Origin of the sequence: Shouchella miscanthi, assembly GCF_007725405.1 — a bacterium.
Lineage (GTDB): Bacteria > Bacillota > Bacilli > Bacillales > Bacillaceae_D > Shouchella > Shouchella hunanensis.
This window is the reverse complement of the sequence record NZ_CP042163.1, coordinates 555,734-582,721: the sequence shown is the minus strand read 5'-3', so window position 1 is coordinate 582,721 and position 26,988 is coordinate 555,734. Positions and strand designations below refer to the sequence as shown.

Sequence of the window (26,988 nt, the reverse complement as noted above, 5' to 3'; positions counted from 1 at the left end):
CAACCAGATGTGAATGAGACTAACGTAGGTTAAGTAAGCTGTTGTGCCTTTTCGTTATACTTCTCAATAATGGAGATAGTACTATCTGCCACGTTACTTCCGAGAGATCCATATAAGTCCTTATCACCGATGACGTAAAATTCCTCTTTCGCACGAGTTGCTGCCACATTCATAATATTGGCTTCAGAAACGGCCCAACTAGCTGCACCACTGCTAGTAGAATCTGCCCCTAGCACAAAGTAAACTATCTTTGCTTCTTTCCCTTGAAACGTATGTACTGTACCGACATTGACTGGCTTTCCATTTTCTCTTTTTGTAAAATCAATGTCATCTAACACACGTGCCACTTTAAAAGCAACGTTTCTAAATGGCGTGATGACGTAGATCTCTTCAGCTAACTCCGGGTTATCTTGCAAACGATTCGTAATTAGCTTTTTAAGTAAGAGAGCTTGTTCTTTCACATACTTGTCAATGGCATTTCCTGTTGAATCAAACCAATCTGATTTCCCCTGTGCGGCATCCCCTTCTTTACCTTGAACCATTAAGTTGTTATACGAGATCTCATTTGAAATGGTAAACATCGGGTAATTTGACCGTCGATGCACCCAAAGAGGGATACCAATCCATTCTTCATCGTCTTTTTGAAAGCCAAACTGACTCGTTGCATCAACAAGCGTTTGAGTCGATGCATCAGCGGAGACAAAGGTTTCATCTACTTTGTAATGCCTCCCTATCAAGCTCAAAACAGGCGAATCTAATGTTAATACAGGCTTGATTTGCGATGGGTCTCCCACGACCATCACCTTTTTACTTCTTAAGATGGCCCCGACACTCGCTTGCGGCAGTGCTTGGCCCGCTTCGTCTATAAATAAATTCCCGATTGAGTTTTCATTCAGGTGTTTAAACATCCGACCAAAACTAGCAAACGTTGTGCTAATGACAGGGATCGTAAAGTTGATCCATTGCCACGACTCAGCAAGTATTAGAAGCCCATTTTCTTTTGCAATGTAATCAGACTGCTTTTGCCAAATCATCCTCGCCTTTTTTACATTCTTTCTGTTTTCATAAAGAAATTGTTTCCTTACTTTTAACGCTGAAATAAAGAGCTCTGATTGTAAGGTACGGAAATGATCAGAAAACCATGGGTTGGATTTTTGGAGTTGATCATAGGAGAGTGAAAAATCAAGTACCTTCCTATCACTTTTCACCAAATCTTCTCTCAAGGCTGTTATTTGCTGCTCTAAATTTCGCAAAATCGTTTGTTCAGTACTAATCCATTGATTGAATTCAGCCTGTGATTCTTCAATCCTTTTCACTGCGCTCTTTACTCTTTTTTCATAATTATGTAGTTGCTTCTCCAACTTCGACTGCGTCTTTTTTAAGTCTGTTTGCTGTTGAGTCATCTGATTCAGTTTGTCATTTGCGCTTGTAAGCTCTTTCATGTATTCGTTCATTTCCGGCACCTTTAACAGTTTTTTCACCCAGAAAAGGCTCGGCTTTTTTGCCCTAATGACATCATAATTCCTTTCAGCTTGAGCTTGTACATTCTTTAGATCTTCGAGTTCGATAGATGTGCTATCATGTTCCTTTTTAAGATGAGCCATTTCCTGTTCGACTCTTTCCATGTCGTCTCTCTCTCTTTTCTTAACGGACGCTAAGGCTTCATGCTTCTGCTTTTCTTTTTCATTAAAAGCAGCAAGTTGCTCAGTATAGTCAATGGTTACCTTTTGAAAAAGAGATACCTTTTCACTGAATTGTTGTATCGTTTCTCTTTCTTTTTTTAATCGTTCAGTAAGACGCATAAATTCCTTATAGGCATCTTCATTCGTTTGGTAGTCATCTTCTAAATTTTCCTCAATTGATTCGATATGTAAGAGAACGTTATTCATATTTTTTGAGGTGCCACCCTCCAATGAAAAGGTCCCCCAATTCTCATCTTCTACATGTTCAAGGGTAAGAGCACGATTCTTTCCAACCCCTTCCACCTTTACTTTAGAGTTGGATAATTGCTTAAAATAATCGGCCTCAGCAAGCTGATTTTGAAATTCTTCTGAGATTTGCTCGTTCTTCGGCAATTCTCTAACAATATTTTGAACCGCACCGTTATTTGAACTGGCAACAACGAGATTCTTCTCAGAAATAATGTGTGGCAAAACACCCAATTTGGCATTTTTCCAGTACGGTAAGCTACCGTCTATACGTTTTGTAGATAAAGCGACGATTTCCGATGCTTGCTGTACAACTAAATCCGCAAAAATATCTTTAAGTAAGGTGGTTTTACCTGTACCTGGTGGACCATTTACACTACGAATGGGGTTACGATCATTTGAGGCGAGATTAACCGCAACCTGTTGCATAAAGGACAACGCAAACTTCGGATTACTCGGGAAACGTCCAAGAGGATAAAATTTCGGCTGTAAAATACTCTCAAAAGCACTTGGATTAAAGTGAGGGGACTCTTTATTACTGTCAAGATTCTGGCGAGATCCTACAAACCCTTTAAAATAGCGATCCAAGTTCTGATTCGATTTTTTCTTTGCCTTATTCAAATCCTCTATAAAAAACGAATGGAGATTAGGATCACTATTCGTGACATCGTTCACGAATTGATAACGAAAATGTTCCTTAGACACCACGTATTTCGTAAAAAGTTCCTTCATGGTTTGATTAAAGTCTTCTTCAAATCTCTTTTTCAAATCCGCTTTAAAATTATCTTCAAACCCGGTGAAGTTTTTAGGGAATTTTTTGTATTGTTGAATATAGCCACTCATTGTAAAGAATAACTCGTCTTCTTTGAAATTGAGTTCGTTATCAAAGCTTAATAAGAAGGTGAACTTGTCAGATTTACTCACCTCTTCATACGATTTTTCAATCTTAAATTGACTTCTCAACAATTCAATTACTTCTTCAAAATTGAAAATGCCAAAATAAAGTACGAGACCCGATTTCTTAAAGCCCTTTTCAGTAATGTTTCGTTCTACTTTTTGCTTTTCTAAAAAGCGTAAGAAAAAGCTATGCCAGTCTTCTTCTTGAGTACGTAATGGCACTAAAGAAGAATCTTTTTTATTAATAGAACCTTCCGACAGCTGTTCGACCATGATCCATGCATCTAAAATATCATTTCTTTTATTCATGTGTCCCCCTGAATGTATGTATCTGTTCACTACTTTTCCACAACCTGATTCGTGATGCAGGCATACATTTTTAGTTTTGATCTCTAACATAATTTTTAATATAAATTTAAAATTTTATATTTTTTGATCCTTTTCGTGTTTAAATTTATCCTTTTGTGGTATTAAATTACATAGTTGTATAATACAACAAATTTAAATTCTAAAGGAGATCATTATATGAAAAAATACTTACCCGTATTCTGTTCTATTGCTCTTATCTCTGGTACGATCTTTAGTAGCAATAATGCAAATGCTCAAAATTTACCTAACACAGATTATAATAACCCAAACGTTAATGTAGTTACCGATGAAGAATTAGCAACAACTGGGGATATTGTACCAACAACTGAAGGTAACAAAGTAATAATTAATGAGGAAGCTCATCTTTTAATTTATGAAGGATCTACAGAAGATGAGGTTATTATTGAGTCTTATAAAAATGAAAGAATGACAGATAGAACAAATACTAATCTCAAAACCGGTTCTGTTAATAATTTCCAAAATGATGACATTAGTATAATGGCTATCGCTTCGGGTCAACATCCAGATCTACCGCCAAATCCGATTTGGAATATGGTCGATACTGGTTCATTTGAATCCTATATTGAACCCGATGCCGTTAGTTGGGTATCAGCTATAGCAAGTGGGGTTGCAAGTAGAGCCGGTGGTCTTGGTGTAACTGCATCAATTTTAGTATCTGGAATTACTGGAATGGTAACTAACAGATTCTTTAACTACGATTCTATTTGGATTTCCCATACTGCATGGTCTAATTCATGGAGTACTCACTTCGGCTCAATTGATCAACATAGAATGGATGTTAGAGCATTCTCAGACGCCCAATTGACTGATCTTTTAAATGAAGAAGAAGTTTTCTATTATTTCAATATCTATGAATAATTCGTTCTAAAAAAGAAGATGGTTTGCATCATCTTCTTTTTTAGAATAGCATTAATAAAGAAAAATATTAGTTAGGGGAGAGAACATCATGAAATCAATTATAACAATCTTAATTATCATTGTTTTTATTCTAATATTTTGGTTTGGGTCGTTTAGTTTCGGCGAAATAATACCCTTCTTAATTGCGGGTATTGTAGGAGTTGCATTATTTGGGCTGATAAAAGGTTTAACAGATTAGAATATAAGATTTACTTTTATATTCTAACCTTTTTCATAATTTTAAAGCAAACCCGCAGCCATCATAAATATGATTACCTATATTCGTCATGAATTCAAATTCACTTGACCTCTGACAAGCCTCATTCCGATTAATCCTAACCAGAGTAAAAACAACATACCAATGGTTTCGGTTACTAGATGTAACGCATGATGCCCGAACATCAAAAAGACCCACGAAGTGAGATAACCAATAATAAGTGATCCACCTACAATGTAACCAAATAAACGTAACCGTTTGTTCTCGTTAAAAAGCTGTTTTGAATAAAGAATGACCCAGCCTGCCAGTAACAAATTCGACAGCACGTAAAGACTTGTTGAAAACCCACCTTCCAGCATCGTCCACTCAAATACGTGCATCGCAAACTGCCTTCCGTACTCCGTTGTATGAGTCTGATACAGGTTAATGGCATAAGCCACACTTACCGCTTGTAACATGAATGAAACCGAATAGATAAGAAAACCCGACACACCAGCAATCAGACCCGTCACACTGGCAAAGGACTTGTTCGGTAAAAGAAAATACATACCTATTGGAACAAGGATTGTTACTAGCATAACAATTGATTTACTCCCATGATCCATTGCTACATAGCCAACCAATGTCGAGTGATACTCTAATCCTGCTTCCATCGAGGGAACACCTTGGTCAAATGTAGCTGGAACGGTAATCGAAAGTATGATATTTATGATCAACCAGATAAGGATAAATACAACATGGATAATGGCTATCCAGCCTATGCATTTGATCCATTTCTCTCTATTGCTTATTTGCATTCCCCTCATAACAACCCCTTCTCTCTTTCAAGCAATCTTATTTTCAGACCCTCTACAGTCTACCTTTTTTGACTATCCATGCACGTTCGTTCCTTTAAATTCTTACTACCCGCATCAATTTAAGTCTATCAATTGTTTCGTATCATCATTTATTAGAACTTCTCCTACCCATAATGGATTGCCCTTGTTTTGATGCAAATTCATTTCCTCCCCTATTTCTGTTAACGTGGTTTCAAATACAGTGATGGAATAACGCATATCTATTTCCACTGGCACATTTACAGATCTGTTTTCAGTTAAATAAAGGTTTGCATCTCTTCCAAAAGGATCATTTCTAACATGTACTCATTTTGAGTCGCTTTATTTTCAGATACGATAAATTCCAAGTTAAAAACCGATTGTTCTTTACCAAAAGTACAGCTAGACAACGTTAAAAGAATTGTAAAAGTTAATATAGAGTAACGCAAAAGATCATTCCTAATGCAGTTAACAAATTCTATAAATTTATAAATTCATTCGTTCATTTACATGGGTGTCGTTACATATTCCAGTTGAATGTAGTCAACAAGATCCACTATTCTTTCATCATCGTAACCAGGCTCCGGAATATTTTATAGAGCGATTTGGTTAATTCATCTCGTTCAAATATCTTTATTACTCCCGCTCGTCTGAATTGAACCTTAGTCCCTTTAACCTTCACTTCTATATCCTTAACCGTAAAATGCCTTATTCCTGTAGCTTGATCAAGTTCATTTTCGGTTAATTCTATTTTCACTTTATCCGACACTCTTCTTAGTAGTTTCCAAATGAGCGCCTCTTCTTTGGATTTCATAAAGAGTTCCGGTAGTTCATTCGCTTCTCTTAGTTGAGTTAACGTTGTCATCATTGTATTCGCGATTCCATAGCGCACGGGTTTAATGGGATCAATTGATTGCCAAGACTCCATGCAAAAAGTCATTTGCTGATCTCTAATTGAAATATCTTCAATTCTTCCATAACAAACCACACCATTTGTCTCATTAACCTTTTTACCTACATAAAGAGCCAGATGCGTTGCTTTACGCCAGTCTCGAGGTAACGTATGAATGGGGATCTTATACTCCTTCTTATGTAAGCTTTCTTTATAATTATCAATTGTTGAGACATTTGTAATGAGTACAAATTCATCTAACTCCGACTGCCACTTGTGCTTTGTACCTTGAGGTAAAATGCCTTCATCATGGAGTTCTGACGGACTTTTTTCTACGATATTTTCAATTAGTTCTTCAACTAACTTTGTAGTTGAAGGAAGAAAAGGTAGTCCCCCGATGTTGACTTCTTCAATACTTTTAAAAAATTGGTGTTCCCGATATCCCTCTTCAAACCCAAAGGGAAACAATACATATGCACCCAAAGCTGTTTGTTCATATGGACCTTGACGTTTGTGAACAATTGCATCTCGGTAACGGTGCATTGTGTTAATGTCTTCCTCCATAGGCCCTGGAATCTGATATTTAAGCCCGTAGTAACTTTCCTCTGCAGCAAAATCAATTCGATACTTCGCGTCAAACACATAATTAAAAGATTGCTTCATTCCTTTTTTCGTAACACTAAGGACAATGTCTGGCAATTGGGTTGTGGTCGGATTCCATTCACGTTTTTGATAAGTTAGCTTCATTTTTTCCCCGGTAAGGGGATGTTCAAAGAGTCTAGATGCACTTTTGCTCGCATCTAAATTTACAAACAATCCGTTTGATGTGGCAGACACAACATCTTGACTAATTGATAGGTAGCGTTTGCTTAAAATCTGTCCAACCTTTAAAAATGTCCAGTATTCATACAACTCAGCAACATTTTTAACCGACATTTGGTACTGTTGGCCAAATAGAGCTAATCCTTTTGAAACCGTCAAATAAATGTGTAACACATCACGATACCCAGGTGCCATTTGTAAAACCGTGCTAAATTGCGTCATCGGAGTTGCTTTAATTCCTTGCCAGAACTGTGTCCTGAGTTTATGTTTTAAAGCATTTAATTTTTCCATTACTTCACTGCGAACAACCGCAAATTCATCAACTGCTTGGTATCGACTCCGACTGGACAACTGTTTCGTAAGGTCAATTAATTTCTCAACCAACCTTTCCATCATCCACTTTATATATTGATTTTCTGGCGTATTGTACACAACATACATTTGCCGGTTTAACGCTTTTGACGGAATAAGGGTCTTGCCATTGACATCCAATCCCATTGGATGCTCTACAAAAAGTCGACCATTCTTTCTTAATTGTCTTCGACCATATGAATCTAGCCGCTTCACTTTATCGGCGCGTTCCCACTCGTACGTTTTTTGCAAGTTGTGATGAGGCTGTACCTCAATTCTAGTAATCGCTTTAACAAATGAGTCAAAATGATAGGTAAATAACCGATAGAACTCCGACATCGTTGGCTGCCCATCTATTTTAATCGTCGCACCTAAGTGTGTTTTCCGTAAAAAATGATAAGCTAAATTATAAATTTCATCATTTACTTCATTTAATAATTGTCGATAATCTTCTTTATAGTCTAATTTAGCTGGAAATATCTCTATGGTTGTCGTCAAAAGCGTTTCCGTTTCTGACCTCACTTCAAACGTTGACAACCCAACCTCACTCCCGAAATTGAGTTGCCCCATTAGTAAAGACTGTGAACCAACATTTAACTCACTTACGGCATTTCTAAATAAGTGGAATTCATGATGAAACGAAACCTTTCGTTCATTTTTTGGAATGATTAAGAATTGGTAGGTCGTTTGTTCAAAGAAAATCGGCCGGAAAGGCCCTTCTTCAAGTAACACTAACTGTTGATGATCGACGTCATATACCTTAATCGATTCTACTTCTTTCCCGTCCGCTTTACATTCCATCTCATCATGAAAATCCAAACTCCGATATGTCTTTAACCCTTCATAAAGAGGGTGATACGGCCTCCCTTTAACAATAAAAGAAAAGTAAGCTGTTTCAATCTGAAGTAATTCAACTTCCTCACGAGCTGATCCAGAAGGATGTAAAGCCATCTTGTTCCAGCCCCCTCAACATCTCAGCCACTTTCTCCGTGCTTTTTCGATAGTTTGCTAGCTCTATATCCTCTGCAACAATATCCGCATACTGTTGAATTCGCTTTCCTGTTAACACGTCAAATAATGCTAGTAGAACATCTCTCATTCGCGCATCGCTACCTGTTAACCTAGGCAATATCTTCTGCAACAAACACAAATCAAACGCATCGTTCTGGGATAACAAACGATCGCGCTCATTATAGACCAAATAAAAACAAATTTCGTCTCTTATTCGATAGCCAATATGAGAGCCATTTAATTTAAGTGCTTCATTTACACGTACAAGAAGCTCTGTCACTTCATTTATTAAGCTCGGGTTTAATGCATAAACATCTTTAAGGGTTAAGAACTCTGCTTCTAAACGCTTATTGTGGAGAGCGATTGGTGCTTGTTCCTCTAATTCAGTTAAAAAAGATAAGTGATCAAGACGGACACGATTAAATTCAATTGTATTTGCTCGATCTAATACTTTCTTACTGAAAGGAAAAGTCGTCTCGTCCATATTGACTGTACCAATTAAGTAGACATTTGCCGGTAAATACACATCTTGACTCTCAACTTGAAATGGTAGTACCCTTGAACTCACCTGTTTCCCATCTTGCCACTTCTTGCTTTCCATGACACTCAATAAATCACTAAAGTAATATTCAACACGAGCTAAATTCATTTCATCCAATAAAACGAAATAGGGTCGGGTTGGATCTTCAATAGCACAAAGCAGCACATCGGTTAACGGCCCCTTTTGAAATTCTCCTTTTAAATCTTCAAATCCTATTAAATCGGTCCCATCGTTCCAATCTGGACGAACTGGTATAACGGTAAATTGACCATTTTCTTCAATCGCCCCAAGACTCTCCGCGAACCAACGAACAACCATGGTTTTCCCCGTTCCTGAGATTCCTGATAAGATAACAAACGGCTTTGTTTTGAGAGACAGGTAAAGGTTGGTTACTTCTTCTTTTTCATAGTAAAACCCCTTACCGCTAATATAGGTATGGATGTGATCTACCACACGTATTGGCTCCCACTCTACCATCGATTCCTGCACCATTTCCGCTCCAGACTGAGGAAGCTCATATGTGTCTTTCTTATTCAAAAATTGAATATAGGACTGGTAATAACCAATCATGAGCTTTAAATCTTCTATCAACGTCTCTTCCAAAGGCATTTGTTCACGATCGTACTCAATGTATGCAGCTGTAGATTCCGCATAACCCTTAGCCGTCTTCCCTGCACCCATATTAAGTAAATCGTTCTTATTAATCCTAGCATCCATTTCGATGTTCTCGCGTATTTCTTGCTTCACGTTTGCCATCGTTTGCGAATCCGTATTCGTCACCCCTTGTCCAAACGCTAGAAACAATTTACTCATATCTTCATGAAACAAATACACAATGTAAAAGCCATTTTGAGTTGAACGTGTAATATCCTTATGTAAAAAAGCAATCCATGGTGTAAATGTCCAATTCCCCTGACCAACAGATGTCTTTATTTTGAATTGATCATGAATAAACGGTAATTTTTTTAGCTCATTAGCCGCGGTTTCATTCACAAGTTGATACATCTCATTGTCTTTTGAAAACTTTTCCTTCCTTGCAGACGAATAATTGTTTAATATACTTATAAATGTCTCTCTTAACCTTGTATTCAACGGTAAGCGCTCCTGACTGTTTTCAATATCATGAATCGGTAAATAATTTTCATCAATTAAATGAAAATAGGAAAGCCAATTTAGTGTATGCGATAGTCTATCCTCTGCAACGGATTTCGTAATTTGATTTGCACCCCGAGAATTCCATACGATCTTCCGTACAAGTTCAAACAATAATTGCTTTCTTGCTGCCTTATTTACTCCCGTATAAGATAAGACATGTAAAACCATTTGAAAAAAAACGTTGGATAGGATTTGAGTTTTAAGCAATTCGTCTCGCTCATCTTTATTGGATGAGCCACGATATCTCTCAAAGAAACTGTTCTGTTCATAATGTTCTTTATCCAAAATGCCGAGCATTCTTAGGTTTTGACGTGCATTTGATTTTCGTCGAAAAAGATTTTGATTCCCTGCTAATTGTTCGCTAAGTCGATCAGCTTTGTACGTTCCAGCAGCCAACTCTTCTAGAAGTATTGTTACATCTTTAACTGTACTGACAGGCAATTCTTCTGTATCAAATGACGTTAATCGAATTACACCTTCTTCAACGTAAGCCTCTGCAAATGGAAGGCTAGCCAACAAACTCGCCACTAACACATCTTCATTTATTGAATATGACCCCTCATTTAATAATTGTTTATAAGCTTTAAGAAGTTCATTATATTGAGTTGATTCAGACTTTCCATTTTCTAAACTGAATTCTACTGAATTAACATTGACTAATTTAACAGTTATTCGTATATTGCCCTTTAACAAAAACATACTGGGCTCACTTTTGAGATACTCATTCAAAAACTGTTCAAACAAATGATCAACACCTCTACTAATCTCTTAACCTTTCTATCTATTATATAGGACCTTAGCCATGAGTTAAAATAGAAGCTTATTTATTGAAATTTAAAACACAAAAAAGAACCGTTCACTTAAACGGTTCCAGATCTATCATATTTATATATAAGAATCAAACCATTCCACACCATACGCTCGAGTTTTCACCCCAACTCAGTTCTTCTCCTTCTAACGTCATTACCTCTACCCCAGCTTCTTTTGCAATTAAACTTGCTGCAGCAAATTCATAAGGCGTTTGATTTATTGATAAGAATATATCAGTATTTCCTTCAGCAACTCCACAAATCTCAAGCGCTGTTGGCAGTTTTGCTTGTCTTACTCGTTGATAGGCAGGATTTTGAGGTTGCGAATGCCGTAGAAAAGAAGAGTGAATGCGAATTTCGGCTTCTCTTAAACTCATTAATTCATCCCGAAAGACTCTTTTACCATTCAAGTAAGTGCCTCTCCCCATTTCAGCATGGAGCAGGTTGCTTGATAGATTATCATAGACCCATCCATGTATTGGCAATCTATCTTTCACTATTAAAATAGATAAAACATAAGCCGCTTTTGAGTCATAGTGATAAGGGTTCAGTGATAGCAACCAGGTTGGATGGATAGCATTTAAAGCAACTTCTTGGTGTGGAAAACAGAGGATGTCAGATGGATAAGCGTCTGTCACGATGCGTTGAATCAATGTATAGACTTCGGATTGTAATGTGATGGTGTTTGCTTTGATTGTGTTTGAAATGGTGCTATTCACTTCATTCATTAAATTAGAAACAAACTGTTGTCGGGGGAACATTATATATCGGTATTCCCTTCAGCAACTTTACAGATTTCAAGCGCTGTTGGTTGCTCTGCCATCCTTACTCGTTGATAAGCAGGATGTTGAGGCTGTTCTTTTCTTAAAAAAGATGAGTGAATCCGAATTTCTGCCTCTCTTAGACTCATTAACTCTTGACGAAAGATTCTTTTGCCATTCAGGTAAGCACCGCATCCTTTTTCTGCATGGAAAAGCTTACTTGAAAGATTATCATAGACCCAGCCATGTATTGGCATTCTATCTTTCACGATTAAGATGGATAAAACATAGGATGCTTTTGAGCCATAGTAATAAGGGTTCAGTGATAGCAACCAGGTTGGATGGATAGCATTTAAAGCAACTTCTTGGTGTGGAAAACAGAGGATGTCAGATGGATAAGCGTCTGTCACGATGCGTTGAATCAATGTATAGACTTCGGATTGTAATGTGATGGTGTTTGCTTTGATTGTGTTTGAAATGGTGCTATTCACTTCATTCATTAAATTAGAAACAAACTGTTGTCGGGGGAACATTGAATCACCTCAAAAAAAGACATTTACATTATTATAAAGGCAATCAGTCATGAAAGTTGTACGCATAAGGGTACATCTTTTAAAAATTACCCACAAAAATAAATCCGCCGCGCTACCCTGAGTGAAATGGCTAATGGGAAGCGCGAACGGATTCAGTTAGAACATATAGAAAAGATTGCTGATGCTTTAGGGATTGAAGATATGAATGAGATATTGAGGTTTAAATAGTGTGCTGGTCATTTATCCACACTAAATTAACTAACTCCTAACGCCTTAAACACTGCATCTATAGGGTCAGAATAAAACACTGGCTGTACCTTTACCAATAAGTCTGGTGGAACTGTCTGTAAGTCCATCACTGATGCTGCAGGTATTAATACTTTTTTAGCACCTGCATCTACGCATACTTGTAGCATGTTCGCAAACTCTTCTACTTTGGAAATCGTGCCACCTACTGTCATATTGCCAATGACAACTAAACTTTCTTGCGTTGGCTTTCCTAATGCACTGGAGCAAAGACCAATTAACTCAGCAATAGCTAGTTCATCTGTTAAACCTATTCCTTGTAGATCGCTGATGTGCATCAGATAGTCTTTTGTCTTTGTGCTAATTGCATTACTTATACTTTTACTATTAGCTGTAAAGAAACGAAAGGCGGTGTCTAGACTTTCTTTTGCCTCACGATTTGAACCAACACCTGATTTATCAAACTTACCAGTGCCACTAACAACTTGATTTTCGATCTTATAAATACCAATCATCCCAGAATGACCATGCCCTGCTACATACACATGACCCGGCTTCCCCATTCCTTCTGGGATTAGTTTACCTCCACCTTGTTCAGGAACGGATACGTAATGCTCTTCAAGTGTTTCTTTATCAATATAAGAAAACATCACATCATAAAACTCCATGCCACCTATTTTCTTCAACTGCTCCTTAACTCGACGACGACCTTCTAGAGCATATTCCAATACTTCACTAACTTCTCCTTTAGTAAATTCGCCATGTGGATAAAGTAGTTTTAACATACCAGATATGGTTTTTCTTACCCCATTCGTATCACGTTGGTTTAGATTATTGCCTAATTTAAAATAGCGATCAATGGCATCACTGAAAGTACGCTTCCGCATTTCTCTAAAAAATTCTGCAATGTAATCCACGATAAATCCATATTTCTCAGTAATAAGGTCTGAACGCAATTTGGGGATTTCCCAACCAGGTAGATAATAGTGCATCCGGTCAAAAAATGCCGTGTCATTTGCCATTTCTTCAGGGAAGGGAGCGAATAGATGCGATGTTTTAATTAATGTGTCAACACTTTGGTTCACATTACCGACAAACACCATAGAAGCAGAAGCATTCTTTTCTTCTTTGCCTCTAGCAAACGAACCAGATGCCATATAATCTTTCATGATTTGAATACCATCTTTATCTTTAAAACGAATGCCAGCCACTTCATCAAATGTAACACAATCCCACATCCCAACAAGTCCAATTTTTCGAGTAGACATGTTATAAAAAAGGTTTGCTACAGTGGTTTGACCTCCTGAAACGAGAATAGAGTTTGGTGATAATTCCTTATAAACATGAGATTTTCCTGTACCACGAGGCCCAAGTTCACACATGTTATAATTGTTTTCGACTAGAGGAACTAACCGTAGCAATAAATGCCACTTTGTTCTTTCCTCTAACTGGGTAGGTTCCATACCAGTCGAACGAACTAAAATATCAATCCATTCATCTTTTGTAAAACTCTTTCTACCTTCGAAAACCTCATGTATATTCATATTCGGCATCTGAATCGGTTGTAAGCTGCCTACATGAAAAGGGTTCGAATTTCGAACCTCTTCATTATAAAAATAATCAACTTTGACCATACACCATATACCGCCTACAAGGAGCTTGTCGTACTCCTTCACGTACATAGAAGCAATGGGGACACCCTTTAAACCAAGGTTTGAGAATTCCGCCTCGTAAGTATCAATTTTTGGATTTAACGTTACTGTCACTTTATCGATGACCGAGTACTGACCATATTCACGAATACGCGACTTAATCTTTTCAGCTTCATCAGGACGAACAAAGTTTTCTGAAAGAATTTTCTTTACCCGTTCTAACCCCTCACGAATACTATCTTCATCATCCGTTGCAGCATACATTCCAAGTAAATACTCAAGCACATAGACAGGAACATTAGCCCCTTCTTTAATAAGATTTGTTAAATCCTTACGAACAACTCTTCCAGCAAAAACGTCATTCAGCTTGCTATCCAAGTCAACGGTCAACCCCTCGTTCATTTTTTCTTCCACCTTGGTTCCTCCTCTCACCTAGAAGTCGAAATCACTGATTATACCTAGGTTAATCGTAAATGGGATTTTCTCCACTACAACACTTGTCTCTGTGTCTTTAATCATTAGATAATACGTTTTATTTCGTTCATAAGGAATACCCTTGAGGGCAAATCTTAATTTGAAAGTACGCTCAGCTGGATTATCAAACGTTCGATCTCCAATAAGTGTTTCTTCATTAGAGATGACGTTCCCTTCCTCACCCGCCATATAAATGATAACAGTTCGAGGAATGACCTTATCTTTTACTTTTTCAGTTTGGAAAAATTCAAGGTGAAAAATACTATTCGTTATCTTGCGAGTAGCATTAGTTAATTTAATATCAACCTTTTGAATAGCCTTTGCACCTTTTTGCCCGGAGCGTTTATTTTTAAACGAAAGCAGAGGAACAACAACCTCTTGAAGACTTGCACCACCATGCACAAAATTTATACCCGAGCCTTGAATTTTGTTTCTAAGTGTTGCTTTAGGTAAATAAGCCGTTAGTTGTTGCTCATTTTTTAAATAAGACGAGAGGTTAATGGCTAATTGCCCCGGAACTTCTCGATTCTCTTTTGAAAGAATATATCTGCGTTTCACTTCTACAGTGTCGTCTAGTTCTTGTCCAATTTTATCGCTCTCCTCTACTTTATCCCTTTGATATAGAAAGCCATGATCAGCCGTAATCAATACATTCGAGCCGCTTAGATCATCCCGAATCATTTTCACTAAATTGTAAAGTTGATTTAATGCTGTTTCTACTGCATTGAACGTATAAACTTCTGTTGAAGCCTTATCTCCCATTGCATCAATCGTATCATGATAAATGTATACGAGCTTCTTACCCTTAAAGGTGTCTCTTCGACCAGCTTTATTCATTGATAGTACGTCCTGAAAATGAACGGCAATGCTGTCAGACACCCTCGATTCAATGATCTTTTTCCTGTTTTCTAAACCTGAAGAATCTTTGCCATCAACAAATACCCGACCATTTGAATCTAGATCAATTTCTTTGTGTGGTAAGAGGGATGGCATTCCTAGCTTTGTAATAGAAGGCACTACCCCAAGCATTGTTTCCACATCACAAATACCCATCGTCTCAGTATTAAGACGCTCTGCTAACTCTACACCGATTTCATAACGCATTGCATCTGAAATAATAACAAAAACACGTTCTCCATTTCGAACTTTAGAATCAATAAAGGAGGGATAAAAGTCTGGCTGATTTTTCACGCCTGGCAATGACCAATTCTGCGTCATTTCAGACTCTACTGCTTGTGACCAATGAGCACTTAACTCTCCCATATACCAATTCGTATATAAATTTTCAACTAGAACTTTTAACTTTTTTAATAGTTCATGATTACTCTCTTCATCATAAGCAACATAGAACTTACGATAATATGTATCCATTAAGTGATATTCATTTACATATGCTTGATACAAATCAATAGCACGTCCCTGTGGAATACCTTGACGATGTCCTTTATAAAACTCTTGCATCTTCACTGTGTAGTATAGTGCTTCATATACAGAAGCAAATTTATCATAATAATGCTTTGCTCTTCTCATTTTAATAAGCTTCGTGTAATCCTCATAATCCTCTAGCTGCGTGACTAAACCGTTAGCTATGTAAATGATGATTGCCCGGTCGATATAAGGGAAAATATCTGCCTGTTTAAAACTTCCAATTGGCAAATCATTCATTATGTTCGAAAGTTGAATTTCCTGTTCAGCCATTTCTGCATATTCATCAAAAATCACATAGTCTGTCTTATGGTGCATCCAATGGTCAATAAACACTACGGCATTCGTTTTATTTCGATTGGATATAAAGACTTCTAAGTCCCATATATCCGCTTTAGTAATGGATTGGCTAAATGCCGTTACTACTAGATGGATAAATAATGTTTTTAGACTTTTCTTCTCATGTTCATAACCGTAGTGATTAGAAACATAATTCCAGAACACTTTAATATCAAAGAACTTCTCAAGAAGGGACAAGTATCTATTCTCATTGTCATCCAACGTATCCATAAGAACAGCCTTTAACACTTCTTCAAAATCTGGCGTTTTAATGTTACATAAAACACTCATAATAGCGAGTTCAATGATTCCCTCTGAATAATCTTCAATATTCAATGCTGAAAACTTTTTAAATCGTTCCTTGTTATTGAAAAAACGTTCATACTTTTTAATAACAGCACGAAGCGACGGGTCTATTTGCAATTCACTTAAAATGAGAGAAATTCGATCTGCATAAAACGTTTTCGAATAAAAAACCGTATCCGCTAACCAGTTGTCTTCCACACCTAATTCCATGTTTGTATAAATTAAATAGGGAGACATAGGATCTTCTTCTTCAAGCAAATATTTCGTTTGAAACTGATTACTCTCAGTAAGCATATGAACCTTTACCTTATTAATGGATAGATTTCCAATGTCCGCTGAGAACTCATTATCCTTGTCCATCCAGAACACAATTTTCCGCTCTTCCCCATCTTTTAATTGCTCATTAAATATATTTGATAATGTGGACTCAATTTGATTTATATTCATGCCCTTCACCTACTTTCTACCTCAAATAAAATTGATTAATCTCCATAAAATCTTAGTTACTCTTTTTTCTTTTTCTCCATTATTTCTTTCAAAAAGTCTTTTGAAATCCATTCCTTATTTTCCCCATCAAAATTCACTTCAAAGACTTTATTATTATCATTCTTTGATTTCTGTGCTTCTAAGTGTGTCAATATTTTGTCCATTGCTCTATCTAATTCGTCAGAATCCTTCAATCCATCAATTTTAAAAAAGTATTCGTCGGTTTTGAGGTTCGCCCTTACACTGATAGTAACCTCTTTTTCTTCAACACCTCTTGAGGTTACTTTTGAATATTTTTGTCCATGAGTTGTAAGCCAAACCTTTTTAACCATAATCTTTATTGCATCCCAGGTCGCATTAGTTCCAATTGATTGGACAAATGTTGATACAAGCGATGTTCCGAGGAGAATTGATATTACCCCACTAATTTCATCAAAACTTGCTTGTGGGCTTCCTGCATAATCATGTGCTTTAAAATCAAGATCATGTTCCTTCATTAGTCTTTTAAAGTCTTCAATATCTTCACCTGGAATTGCCCCATCTAAATAAAGTAAACCAACCTTCATTAAACCCCAACCCACCTATATAAACAATTTCTATAAATACCTTAACAGTAAAACCTTTAATTATCAGAAGTAAGATGCATTATCCATCGCCAATGTATTCACTCAAATTTAATCTACTTATATCTTTGCAACAAGTCCATTAAACTTTTCATAATTAACTTTAACTCCATCATCTAAATCTATTTCAATTTGCATATCTGCCATATGGTGAAGTAACTCATCATATTCTTTAAGTTCATCAATCTTCTTATCAAGAGATTTAAGCTCTTTCTTCGCATTACTTATTTCTTTCACTGTGGAGTCACCATCAATAATATTTAACAAATCTTTCTTTTCAGCATCTAGACGAACCTGATAGTCATGTAAGTAATCAGTACGAATACGAGATAAAGTTGTTTTATTATAACGATGCATGTAGATAAGGCAGTTAAACGCCTTCTCTTTACCTGAGGTAAACAACCAGTATATTGGCCGCTTACTATACGTCCTTACATGCTCTTTGTAGAAATCATTCAAGAAATAGCGACGTAAAGTTTCTTTCGCCGTTTCGGATTTCTTTCTGCCAAGAGCATCAGCTATAAAGTCAAGGTTTTTAGAAAGTGTTTCCTCACCATATATTACTCTAACAAATTCAACAAATTTAGAAACAACATCATCTTCAAAGTATTTACCTGAAAGTATTGGTAGGATATTATCCTGATCTGCAGTGAAAGTCTTAAATCGGGAAGCATCAAACACCCCACCTGCATATATCAGGCCATCTTCGTCTAATGAATAACGTCCAAACGAACATCCAATAGCATAGGATATAAAACTCTTTATGTCACGTTTTAAATTAGCTTTGCGGATTGTAATGTCCTTATCTTCAACTTCGCTGGAGAGATCTTCTTGAAGACTATAGATTTCAATAAAGAAACGATTAATTTCTTCTTCATATTCTTTTAATTGGATAAATCGCTCATTTGCAAAATGTTTCCATTCTATAAATGAAGATTCTATTGTTTGAGATGCCGATTTCAAGAAGGGATGTTTTTCAAACCCCCACGAAGTTTCAAATGAATCCCAATCATTCTTTGAGATAAAAACTATATCTTTGATTTGATCTACATTAACTTTAATATCTTTGTATGGCATATTAGCAACAGCACCATTTGTATAATGCATTGTAGACATTGTAAACTGTGCCAAATAATTAAAAACTTTACTATTCATATACGCTAACATTTCAAAAGTATTTTCACCAAAGTAACATGGACCAGTAGCTTCAAATATAAATCCTTCAGGGAAAAAACGGGCCCCAAAACTCCCTGACGTTAGATCAGACCAACTTAGGCCTTCTTTAAAGTAAAACTTTTCATTCCTGATGTTTGCTTTTGGAAGTGATTTTAAAGATTCTCCGTTATTTTCCCAATTAATTAAGTAATCTTGGTTGCCATACCATTTTCGAAATGAACCTCCTTTATTAAGAGGTATCCATTTTCTATTTTTCTTGTTGTAATCTATTTCGAACCACATACGTAGATATAGATTATTATTGCTTGTATCTAGACCTTTTTTCGAAAAACCCACATCACTAATCATCTGACTTGAATCATAAATCTTAATAACACTCTCGCTTGCCCAATATGCTATAGGACTTCCAGGAATTTCATTAAGGTTTTCCTGATCAAAGGAGTAACGGTACTTAACAGAAGGATTTTTCACAGCTTCTAATGTTTTTATAGACTGATTCCCAATCCCTTTAAATTCTGACAATCTAATATAGTCACCTTTTGCTCTTATATGATAGTTCCTTAATGTGAATAAACATACGGGTACCATTGCAGCTTCAAACCCATTATATTCAAGTTGAACTAGGGAAGTAATGCTTTTTTCTTCCACTATTCTCTTTCTTATATATTCATAAGATGAAATAAACATCCACACATATGGAGTGATAAAACCGATTTGACCACCTTGTTTCGTATAATGAAAACTGCATTCCATAAATGCAGAGTAAAGGTCTGATTTTACCTTAGGGTAATTCTTTGTTAAATATGATGTCACTTCGGATGGTAAATATCGACTCCCAGCATAAGGTGGGTTTGTAATGAAAACATCATATTGTTGTCTCATTATAGCTGTCTGTTTTATCAGGTTCTTTAATTGTGGAAGGAGTCTTTGTTTCATATCCACTTCAAACAAATTTCCATCTTGTTGTTCAATTTCTTCAATACATTCTTTTATAAATTCAAAGTCATTGAATTCAAGTTGAATAAGGGAACCAATTGTCTTTGCATTTTGAAACTGTTTAATAAACTTTTCTATTCTTTCGAACTTATCACCTAGAGTTCCTCCAGCGAAAAATTCTATTTCTTCTTCTGTTATAGCATTAGTCTCTTGTAAAGATACTAAATTTATCTTCAATCCAGAACGTTCTATACTTCTCAAAAAACGTCTATCATATTTTAGTGCCTTCATAATTAGTGAAAAACTTGCCAATTGATAAGCACGATCGTCAATATCTAGACCATATATATTATTTTCTATAATTAACCTTGGTATATCACGTTCTATATATCCACATTTACTATAAATTTCAAATAACACATCGAACATGTAGATAAGGATATGCCCGCTTCCCATCGCTGGATCAATACACTTAATATCCTCTATCTTTAATTCCTTGTTGATATAAGGATTCAGTTCTTCACTATGAGTTGGCTCTGAGTCTGGATTTTCAAGATAGAATTTCCATTCCTTTATAAGATCTCGATGTTCTGGATGCGATTCAATCCAATAACGTCCCAATGCATTTTGAACCATATAGCTTACAATCCATTCAGGTGTAAATAACTGAGTTGCAAATGGTATTTCCTCTGTTTTATACCTCTTCTTAGCTTGAATAACACGCTCGTTCTCTTCTGCTATATAGTATTGATACATCCAACCAACAATCTCAACCTCTTCCCAGTTATCTTCTGGAATAATATCAGTATTTGTCATTTGACGTACAAAGGAATCCGTTGCAAGAAGTCCTTCTGGAAATAGTATCTCTCTATAGTCATCAATTGTTTCAAACATGAAAGGCATATACCGATTCAGATCATTACAATGTTTAATAATAAGATATTTGAACAGTTCCTCAGAGTTATTGTTCATTTTTAGATCATATATATATTCCTTATCCAAATCTAAATCTAACGATAATGCTTCCTTCATCATGTCTGGTTCGGTGCTAACAGAATTGGAAGACGAGAGCACTCTCACTTTCGTTGGTAAATAGTTGTTCACCTCCATAAAACGTAAAGCCGTAAAGCGGTTAAACCAAGTATAAGCAACTTCATCAATTACACGTTTAAATCCGATTTGATTAATTCGGTCAATTAATCTTTCTCTTTGAATTCTTTCTTCTCTTAAAAGCTGTTTGCCATCAATAAAGATGGCATCCGAGCTCTCAATATCCGTTTTTTTTATATTTTCTTCTGTAATACCTAGCTTCATAGCTCTTGCTTCGACTTTTTTCAACAACTCTCTGCGTGCATTCGTAGCAAAAGTCTTTAGTGCAGATTTATTCATCTATTTCACCCCGATTACTCAATAAATTCGATTTGTTTATTTTCTTTAATAATTTGTTTTAACTTACCTGATAGTGCATTGATGTATTTATCGACTTCTTCTTCTGTCGATAGGCTTCTAACATTAACTAGCTTAGATACTTTAACAGGCTGCTTTTGAATAGTTCGTGTTGATACAATGGGCCCAACCTCTGTTTCACCAACTTGATCTGTCTCTTCTTTTACATTTTTCTGTTGCCATTCTTCTATTTCTCTATCGATGTCTCTTTCCATTTTTTCTTTAAAGCTCGTGCTTTGCGGAACGGTTGCATCTACTTTATAAATATCTGTAAAATTATTTACGTTAACAGTAAGTTCTTGATAGTAACGATTGATTCGTTCTTTCGTGTTATTTGAAACACCGTATTGTGTTGTCAATAATGACAAGTAATCACTATCATCTTTTATTTTGTTTTGAGCATTTTCTCTTTTCTCATTCAAAACAGTATTAATTTGTTTATCTAATGCATATATAAGCTCAGGAATCTCTTTTATCTTTTTATAAGGAATCGGATCTCGAATGATTGCCTGGAGCTTTTCAATAATTGGTTCTACATCTGCACCTATTAAATACGTTTTATTTTCATTATGCTTTTTGATGGCTGCTAATCCATCATCAAAAATCTTTTTCTGATCGGTGCCAAAGAAACTTTTAACATAGACAATATCCTCTTCCCAATCCAGTAAGTCGTCTTCTAATTCTTTTAACTTATTGAAATAAGATACATTATCTAAGCCATTATGGAATTTCTCAAAGTATTCTAACCCTTTATCAAGTAAGCTCATCCCAGGATATGTTCTACCTTCATAACGGGCTTTATATCCCTTGATTTCGTCAATTTGCTTTTCAACAAGTTGTCGTATATCCTTCAGCAACCCATCTTCATCATCGGCTAAATCGGTTTTCTTGAAAACATCCGAACATATATTTTTGGCTACTTTAATTAACTTTTCATCTACCTTTACTCTCCTTACTACAATTGCACTATCTGCTTCTTGCATCTTAGTGAAAACCGTAATGAGCGTATTAACATCCTCTTCTGGCTCTAAGTATGCCGAATTAAAACGAATCCGAATTCGCTGTTCTTTAAGTAGTTGTGCTACCACTCCTGCTATATCAAGGATTTTCCATCCATATGGTTTATCTCCAAAACGATCAAATAAGATTTTGACACGTATTTGCTTTTTCGATTCATCTTGTAAGCTAATAAATTCAGACATTTCTCTCATTGCCAAGTCATTTGGATCTTTAAAGGTATTAGCTAATGTCAATTGTTCATCGTTTGAAGCAAGGACTGATATTAATTCCCTTTCATTTTCTACGTGTTCCTTCACATAACTAAGCTTTGTATAAACATTATCAACTAATAATGTAAAGGCAGTATTCATTTTCTCACGAACAGTCGAACCTTTAATCTCTACTTGGTCACCATTGATAAAGAATGCACTATTCTTAATCGCTTCTTCTAAGAGCTCACGTGCTCTTCTACGCCTTTCACGTACCTCGGCTTGTTTATTATTTAAGATATTTTGGATGTTTTCTGCTAGTTGCGTGATATTTGTTTTCTTTCGGAATTCCTCAATTCGTAACGCTTCTCCGATTTCCTCAATATAAGCTTCATTTCCACCAAGTTTAATGGTCATCTCTCCGTTTCCAGAAGTCATCATCATGAGTTCCTGCTCAGACTTATGATAATGGTCAGATAATGGAGAAAGAATTTGCATTCCAATGTTAGATGTTTGATTTCCATAGTTTTTCTCATCCATTTTCTGGTTATAAGTAAATGAGTATTCACTGTTGTAACGAAAACGTTTTTCATCGTATAAATCTTGGAAAATGTAGTTAGCTAACTCTCGCTTAACGATGTCCTCATCAATATTTAAAGATTTAATTTCCCTATTAATGTCTTGTTCATCATCTGTTAAAAAGATATAATGATCGCCATTTTTCTGTACCAACGTTTGAGAGATTAATTTTCTTAAAGAGACTTTTAATTTTTCTTTAAGTTGCAACTTGTCTTCGTCTATATGTGTAACCATTAAAGTGGCAATGTTGTCGAGATTTGCTGGAAGTTCTTTTACATACTTAATCATGAATAGAACCTTCAATAGATCCACATTAATATCAGTATCTTTTAACATAGGATTCTCATAGGCCCCTTCAATCACTCTCGATATTGAAGGACTCAGGAATTCCTTAATTGTGTCGTAGAAAGCATAAAATGGAATGAGTGTCCCTTCTTCAGCATTTTTATATTGAAGACCAGCTTCTTTAAAAGCCGATAACATAGAACGCTCCCCTTCAGATAAATGCTTACCAGAAGAACCATGTTTTCTTACTTGCTCAAATACGCTTTGTAACAATTTGAATTGATAAGGAATGAACGGGTAAACATCAGCAAATTCCTGTTCATTATCATAACCACGTAAATCTGCTGTACTTCCCCTGAAACTAATCAAGTTCTTTAAAATAGCACTTTTTTCAGGATGTAGAACCTTCAATTTGTCATGAGCATAATCTTTCTTCAATAGAATACGTTTTTTAATTACTTCGTCAACTGAGATAGAGGATAGAGAAAGCCTTGTATCGAACCTCCCTTGAATACGTGAGAAGTCATCGCCTTTGACTTTGATAATGCTATCAATACTCTCTTGGGAAGTCACCATAATCCAAACCTTCCCCTTACAATGGGTTCCTAGGTCTTCTGCTACTGTCTGCAAGTTCAACATCAAATTACGGTTATCTCCAATGTATTGGCCTATCTCGTCCACAAGAAAAATGAGGTGAAAATCTTTCCCCTTACTTGTTATGTACTCATTTACGTCCTTCGCAAACTTTTCAATACTAATTTCAAAATTATTAACACCGTTTTCAAACCAATTACGAGCCGATTCTTCCGACATGTCGGTGACTTTTGTTAAGGCAGCAATTACAAAATCTGCATCAAAATAAAAGCTATTACGGCGTTCTTCCCATGATTCACCAGCCGCGACTTCAAATTCTTCTTTAAAAGCACCATAGATCCCTTGTTTATCTAAATACTTTTCCATTTCAGCTACACCAGGTATATCTCCATAATAGCCACGGTGTTCATAAAATACCTTCATAAAGACACGAAGTATGGCATCTTCTTTGGATTTATTATCAAGTGACCCTTTTGAATCTATATTAAACAGGATGACTTCTGTTTCCACATCAGCCGTTCTTTGCATATTCGCATAGACAAGTGGATCTTGTACTTTATCTTGAAAGAACTCAATGGCTTGCTTCCCTTTAACATTGTTATTTTCAAGCAAATAAGCGAGTATCTTCAAAAAGTGTGACTTACCAGAACCGAAGAAACCTGAAATCCAAACCCCCATTTTATCAGTTGCACCATTAATCCCTTTCTGATAATTCTCGTAAAACTTAGAAAGGTGTTTTTGTAATTCACGAGTAACAACATACTCATCTAATTCCTGATAGATGTTTTCTTCGTCCTGTTGAGCTACTTTTATGACCCCACGAATATCACGTTCAATATCTTTCTGAAACATATCTTTAATGATCATCTTTATCCCCTACCTCATTAATCGACTAATCGGAATGCCCGATAATAGTTATCATCCTTAAACTTTCCAAACAAATGTAGTGACTGACCATCATATTCACCTGGAAAAAACAAGATAACAGGTACATCATCCAATACTTCTTGTAAGTTATTTAAAATATTATGAGACCGTACAAATGGATAAACCTTGCCTATTCCAGTGAGGAACACTACATTATAGCCATCCACTTGCTCTTTAATTTTACTTAAAAAGATTTCTGGTCTAGCAAATGTTGTCATCGCTTTGAACAATGCCTCTTTCCCTTGACGCTCTTCCATTTCAGATATACGTTCAAATATTCTTTTCTCTTTTGTGATTTCGATAAGCATTTTATACAAATCAAATTCAATAATTCTTCGGTTAGAACCGTCGTAATTTAATTGTTTTTTTATGCGCTGAACATAATCCCTCATATATAATTCTTGACTAGGTTGATAATCAAAGACATAAAAACTAATCTCATTACCTAATCCACGACCGTTTATAAACTTTTCTTCTTTAATTTTCGTAACAATTTTGTCAGCCCTAGCCTTTAAATTGCTCATATAATAGCTTCCTCACCCATTGCTACTATATAGCGATCGTCCCCATTGTGAGAGAGATGAATTTTGATCTGTTCGTCAATAAACAACCTATTCATTTCTTTACCTTGTCTAGACTTCAGAATTCCGCATTCAAATAATACTTGCATATATGCCCTTTTTAATTTTTGTATATTTGTTTCACTCCAATTTGAGACTTGCTCACTTTGTTCCGATTGAGAAATAAAAAAGATGTTTACATCCTTTTTTTCTATTAGATAATCACTATTTCTTAGCTTGACACTAATAACTTCTTCCATGAACTCACAGAAAAGCACATCGGTTTTCATAATTGCATACAAATTAAGCACTTTCCCTACTTCAACAGGACCATTTAGTATTAAGTTGGTAAGAGTACTGTCTATAACGTTTGCCCTTTTTATAACAGAAGGTAATGCCCTATTAATTCTTCCTAAATTGTTGAATTGAAACAAATTTTCTTCTTTTACCTTTCTCCTAATTTCTTCAGTAGATAAACCAATATGCTTTAACTTTAGAACTTGCTTTAACTCATATAATAAAAAAGATGCTCCATTTAAACTTGAAGAATAATGTAATTCTTTCTTCATCCTATCATACCTTCCATACATCACTTCTATAATTTAGATTCTCCAATATTTTCTCCACAACGATTAAACGTCTTTTTCCGCACTGTTGCTGAACCACTTTAGTGAATTCGTTATTCTTTATTAGTTTTTCAGTATTATTTTCATATATGTATTTAACAGTAGCTACAAGCTCATTTTCTTTAACATCTTCGTTCCAATATGAATCAATTAATTTATTTAGATCTACAGCTAGATCTCTTTGGGTTCGATAAAATAACTTCACTTCCAAACAATTCACCTCTTATCCTATTCTTATTTAAAATTTATTTTAAGCTTATTAAATTTAAAAAACAAGATTTAACAAATTGATTATTTAGGAGGACTATTCCGCCAATTACCAATCCTTGTACACACTCACGATATGATGTTTTATATCTACTTACCAGACGGAGAATGGTTATTTCGTACATAATTTGCTAAACAGGTTTTAGAAAATCCACAAGAAACAGTTATATGGGTATGAGTCGTTTTCACAAAATCCACCGCCTAAAAAATTATATTTATTTCCGCTTTGAAAAGCAGCTTCTATTTGAATGTAAAAAAGATACATGACTGGAGGCTCTATCATTCTAAAATCGATTATTCTTTTCACTACAATCTTTTTTATCAGCTTTATATCTTTTAAAAAACCACCTGCTCCTAATAAAACGAAAGACTTCTCTAAAAATATAAACTACGTGCGCTCCATCAGCCTTGTTGGAAGAAACTAAGGCGATATATCAATCGAACAATTTTATTCGTTGCTTTTTAATGCAGAGCTAGATTAAGATAGTTACATTAAATACAGTCCAACTACCTCATTATTTAGTTTTGACTCGTTCTATTCAGATAAAAAGACATCCACCACCCACTGGATGTCTTCCCTATACAATGGCAATGGCGCAACCGCTGAGATGAGTTGTTCTTCAGTTCTTCAATTAATTCCTGCCAGAATGCTTCTGAGATCGTCTCTTGTAAGGCTTCTAGGCCTTCGTTAATGCGATCAGTTCGGGTTGATCCAGGAATGACCACCGCTACAGCTGGATGAGCCGATGTAAACTGTAGAGCCGATGCTTTTAGGCTGACGCCATGAGACTCTGCTATTTCTATTAGTTCATCA

General features: G+C 35.8%; 17 protein-coding genes. 2 read left to right on the top strand and 15 right to left on the bottom strand.

Annotated elements, in window-relative coordinates; translation table 11 throughout:
- Nucleotides 1-29: 29 nt before the first annotated feature.
- Entirely contained in the window at nucleotides 30-3,134 is a 3,105-nt protein-coding gene (locus tag FPV17_RS02985; protein WP_144557907.1) for a DEAD/DEAH box helicase, read from the bottom strand.
- Nucleotides 3,135-3,350: 216 nt separating this feature from the next.
- Here FPV17_RS02985 and FPV17_RS02980 point away from each other — a divergent pair, with 216 nt between their 5' ends.
- A complete protein-coding gene (locus tag FPV17_RS02980; protein ID WP_060704099.1) occupies nucleotides 3,351-4,073 on the top strand; it encodes a hypothetical protein in 723 nt (240 codons plus the stop codon).
- 324 nt (nucleotides 4,074-4,397) lie between these two features.
- Here FPV17_RS02980 and FPV17_RS02975 read toward each other — a convergent pair whose 3' ends face one another.
- From FPV17_RS02975 to FPV17_RS02955, 5 genes are all read right to left on the bottom strand, one after another.
- Entirely contained in the window at nucleotides 4,398-4,982 is a 585-nt protein-coding gene (locus tag FPV17_RS02975) for a hypothetical protein (RefSeq protein WP_144557905.1), read from the bottom strand.
- Between the two features lie 718 nt (nucleotides 4,983-5,700).
- A complete protein-coding gene (locus FPV17_RS02970) occupies nucleotides 5,701-8,160 on the bottom strand; it encodes a restriction endonuclease-like protein (RefSeq protein ID WP_144557903.1) in 2,460 nt (819 codons plus the stop codon).
- Nucleotides 8,129-10,615 (bottom strand): MrcB family domain-containing protein, encoded by a 2,487-nt coding sequence (locus FPV17_RS02965; protein WP_144557901.1) that lies wholly within the window; start codon nucleotides 10,613-10,615, stop codon nucleotides 8,129-8,131. The genes FPV17_RS02970 and FPV17_RS02965 overlap by 32 nt, the downstream gene beginning before the upstream one ends.
- A gap of 199 nt (nucleotides 10,616-10,814) precedes the next feature.
- Complete coding sequence (locus tag FPV17_RS02960; protein ID WP_144557899.1) at nucleotides 10,815-11,486, bottom strand: inositol monophosphatase family protein; 672 nt, start codon at nucleotides 11,484-11,486, stop codon at nucleotides 10,815-10,817.
- Nucleotides 11,486-12,019: an inositol monophosphatase family protein gene (locus FPV17_RS02955; protein WP_144557897.1), complete on the bottom strand. Its 534-nt coding sequence runs from the start codon at nucleotides 12,017-12,019 to the stop codon at nucleotides 11,486-11,488. The genes FPV17_RS02960 and FPV17_RS02955 overlap by 1 nt, the downstream gene beginning before the upstream one ends.
- A 102-nt stretch (nucleotides 12,020-12,121) precedes the next feature.
- On the opposite strand from FPV17_RS02955, the gene FPV17_RS02950 reads away from it, so the two are divergent.
- Nucleotides 12,122-12,247 carry a helix-turn-helix domain-containing protein gene (locus tag FPV17_RS02950; protein WP_246117187.1) on the top strand — a complete coding sequence of 42 codons (126 nt, stop codon included), beginning with the start codon at nucleotides 12,122-12,124 and terminating at the stop codon, nucleotides 12,245-12,247.
- A gap of 26 nt (nucleotides 12,248-12,273) precedes the next feature.
- Here FPV17_RS02950 and brxL read toward each other — a convergent pair whose 3' ends face one another.
- The 9 genes from brxL to FPV17_RS22475 form a co-directional block, all read right to left on the bottom strand.
- Nucleotides 12,274-14,319, bottom strand: coding sequence for a protease Lon-related BREX system protein BrxL (brxL, locus tag FPV17_RS02945; protein WP_144560400.1), 2,046 nt, complete (start codon nucleotides 14,317-14,319; stop codon nucleotides 12,274-12,276).
- 30 nt (nucleotides 14,320-14,349) lie between these two features.
- Nucleotides 14,350-16,908 (bottom strand): BREX-1 system phosphatase PglZ type A, encoded by a 2,559-nt coding sequence (gene pglZ / locus FPV17_RS02940; RefSeq protein ID WP_144557893.1) that lies wholly within the window; start codon nucleotides 16,906-16,908, stop codon nucleotides 14,350-14,352.
- Nucleotides 16,909-16,964: 56 nt separating this feature from the next.
- Nucleotides 16,965-17,513: a hypothetical protein gene (locus tag FPV17_RS02935; RefSeq protein WP_144557891.1), complete on the bottom strand. Its 549-nt coding sequence runs from the start codon at nucleotides 17,511-17,513 to the stop codon at nucleotides 16,965-16,967.
- Between the two features lie 117 nt (nucleotides 17,514-17,630).
- A complete protein-coding gene (pglX, locus tag FPV17_RS02930; RefSeq protein ID WP_144557889.1) occupies nucleotides 17,631-21,071 on the bottom strand; it encodes a BREX-1 system adenine-specific DNA-methyltransferase PglX in 3,441 nt (1,146 codons plus the stop codon).
- A gap of 14 nt (nucleotides 21,072-21,085) precedes the next feature.
- Complete coding sequence (gene brxC / locus FPV17_RS02925) at nucleotides 21,086-24,661, bottom strand: BREX system P-loop protein BrxC (RefSeq protein WP_144557887.1); 3,576 nt, start codon at nucleotides 24,659-24,661, stop codon at nucleotides 21,086-21,088.
- Nucleotides 24,662-24,678: 17 nt separating this feature from the next.
- A complete protein-coding gene (locus FPV17_RS02920; protein WP_144557885.1) occupies nucleotides 24,679-25,245 on the bottom strand; it encodes a DUF1788 domain-containing protein in 567 nt (188 codons plus the stop codon).
- Entirely contained in the window at nucleotides 25,242-25,850 is a 609-nt protein-coding gene (locus FPV17_RS02915) for a DUF1819 family protein (RefSeq protein WP_144557883.1), read from the bottom strand. The genes FPV17_RS02920 and FPV17_RS02915 overlap by 4 nt, the downstream gene beginning before the upstream one ends.
- A gap of 4 nt (nucleotides 25,851-25,854) precedes the next feature.
- On the bottom strand, nucleotides 25,855-26,112 hold the full coding sequence (locus FPV17_RS02910; protein ID WP_367614635.1) for a TIGR04540 family protein: 258 nt from the start codon (nucleotides 26,110-26,112) through the stop codon (nucleotides 25,855-25,857).
- Between the two features lie 581 nt (nucleotides 26,113-26,693).
- On the bottom strand, nucleotides 26,694-26,972 hold the full coding sequence (locus FPV17_RS22475) for an aldo/keto reductase (RefSeq protein ID WP_367614634.1): 279 nt from the start codon (nucleotides 26,970-26,972) through the stop codon (nucleotides 26,694-26,696).
- Between the last annotated feature and the right edge of the window lie 16 nt (nucleotides 26,973-26,988).

Coding starts and splice junctions, on each gene's coding strand:
- FPV17_RS02980 (WP_060704099.1), top strand. CDS start 3,351: ATGAAAAAATACTTACCCGTATTCTGTTCTATTGCTCTTATCTCTGGT.
- pglX (WP_144557889.1), bottom strand. CDS start 21,071: ATGAATAAATCTGCACTAAAGACTTTTGCTACGAATGCACGCAGAGAG.
- brxC (WP_144557887.1), bottom strand. CDS start 24,661: ATGATCATTAAAGATATGTTTCAGAAAGATATTGAACGTGATATTCGT.
- FPV17_RS02975 (WP_144557905.1), bottom strand. CDS start 4,982: ATGGAAGCAGGATTAGAGTATCACTCGACATTGGTTGGCTATGTAGCA.
- FPV17_RS02970 (WP_144557903.1), bottom strand. CDS start 8,160: ATGGCTTTACATCCTTCTGGATCAGCTCGTGAGGAAGTTGAATTACTT.
- FPV17_RS02985 (WP_144557907.1), bottom strand. CDS start 3,134: ATGAATAAAAGAAATGATATTTTAGATGCATGGATCATGGTCGAACAG.
- FPV17_RS02965 (WP_144557901.1), bottom strand. CDS start 10,615: ATGTTTTTGTTAAAGGGCAATATACGAATAACTGTTAAATTAGTCAAT.
- FPV17_RS02935 (WP_144557891.1), bottom strand. CDS start 17,513: ATGAAGGTTGGTTTACTTTATTTAGATGGGGCAATTCCAGGTGAAGAT.
- FPV17_RS02960 (WP_144557899.1), bottom strand. CDS start 11,486: ATGTTCCCCCGACAACAGTTTGTTTCTAATTTAATGAATGAAGTGAAT.
- FPV17_RS02955 (WP_144557897.1), bottom strand. CDS start 12,019: ATGTTCCCCCGACAACAGTTTGTTTCTAATTTAATGAATGAAGTGAAT.
- FPV17_RS02915 (WP_144557883.1), bottom strand. CDS start 25,850: ATGAAGAAAGAATTACATTATTCTTCAAGTTTAAATGGAGCATCTTTT.
- pglZ (WP_144557893.1), bottom strand. CDS start 16,908: ATGAATATAAATCAAATTGAGTCCACATTATCAAATATATTTAATGAG.
- brxL (WP_144560400.1), bottom strand. CDS start 14,319: ATGAACGAGGGGTTGACCGTTGACTTGGATAGCAAGCTGAATGACGTT.
- FPV17_RS02920 (WP_144557885.1), bottom strand. CDS start 25,245: ATGAGCAATTTAAAGGCTAGGGCTGACAAAATTGTTACGAAAATTAAA.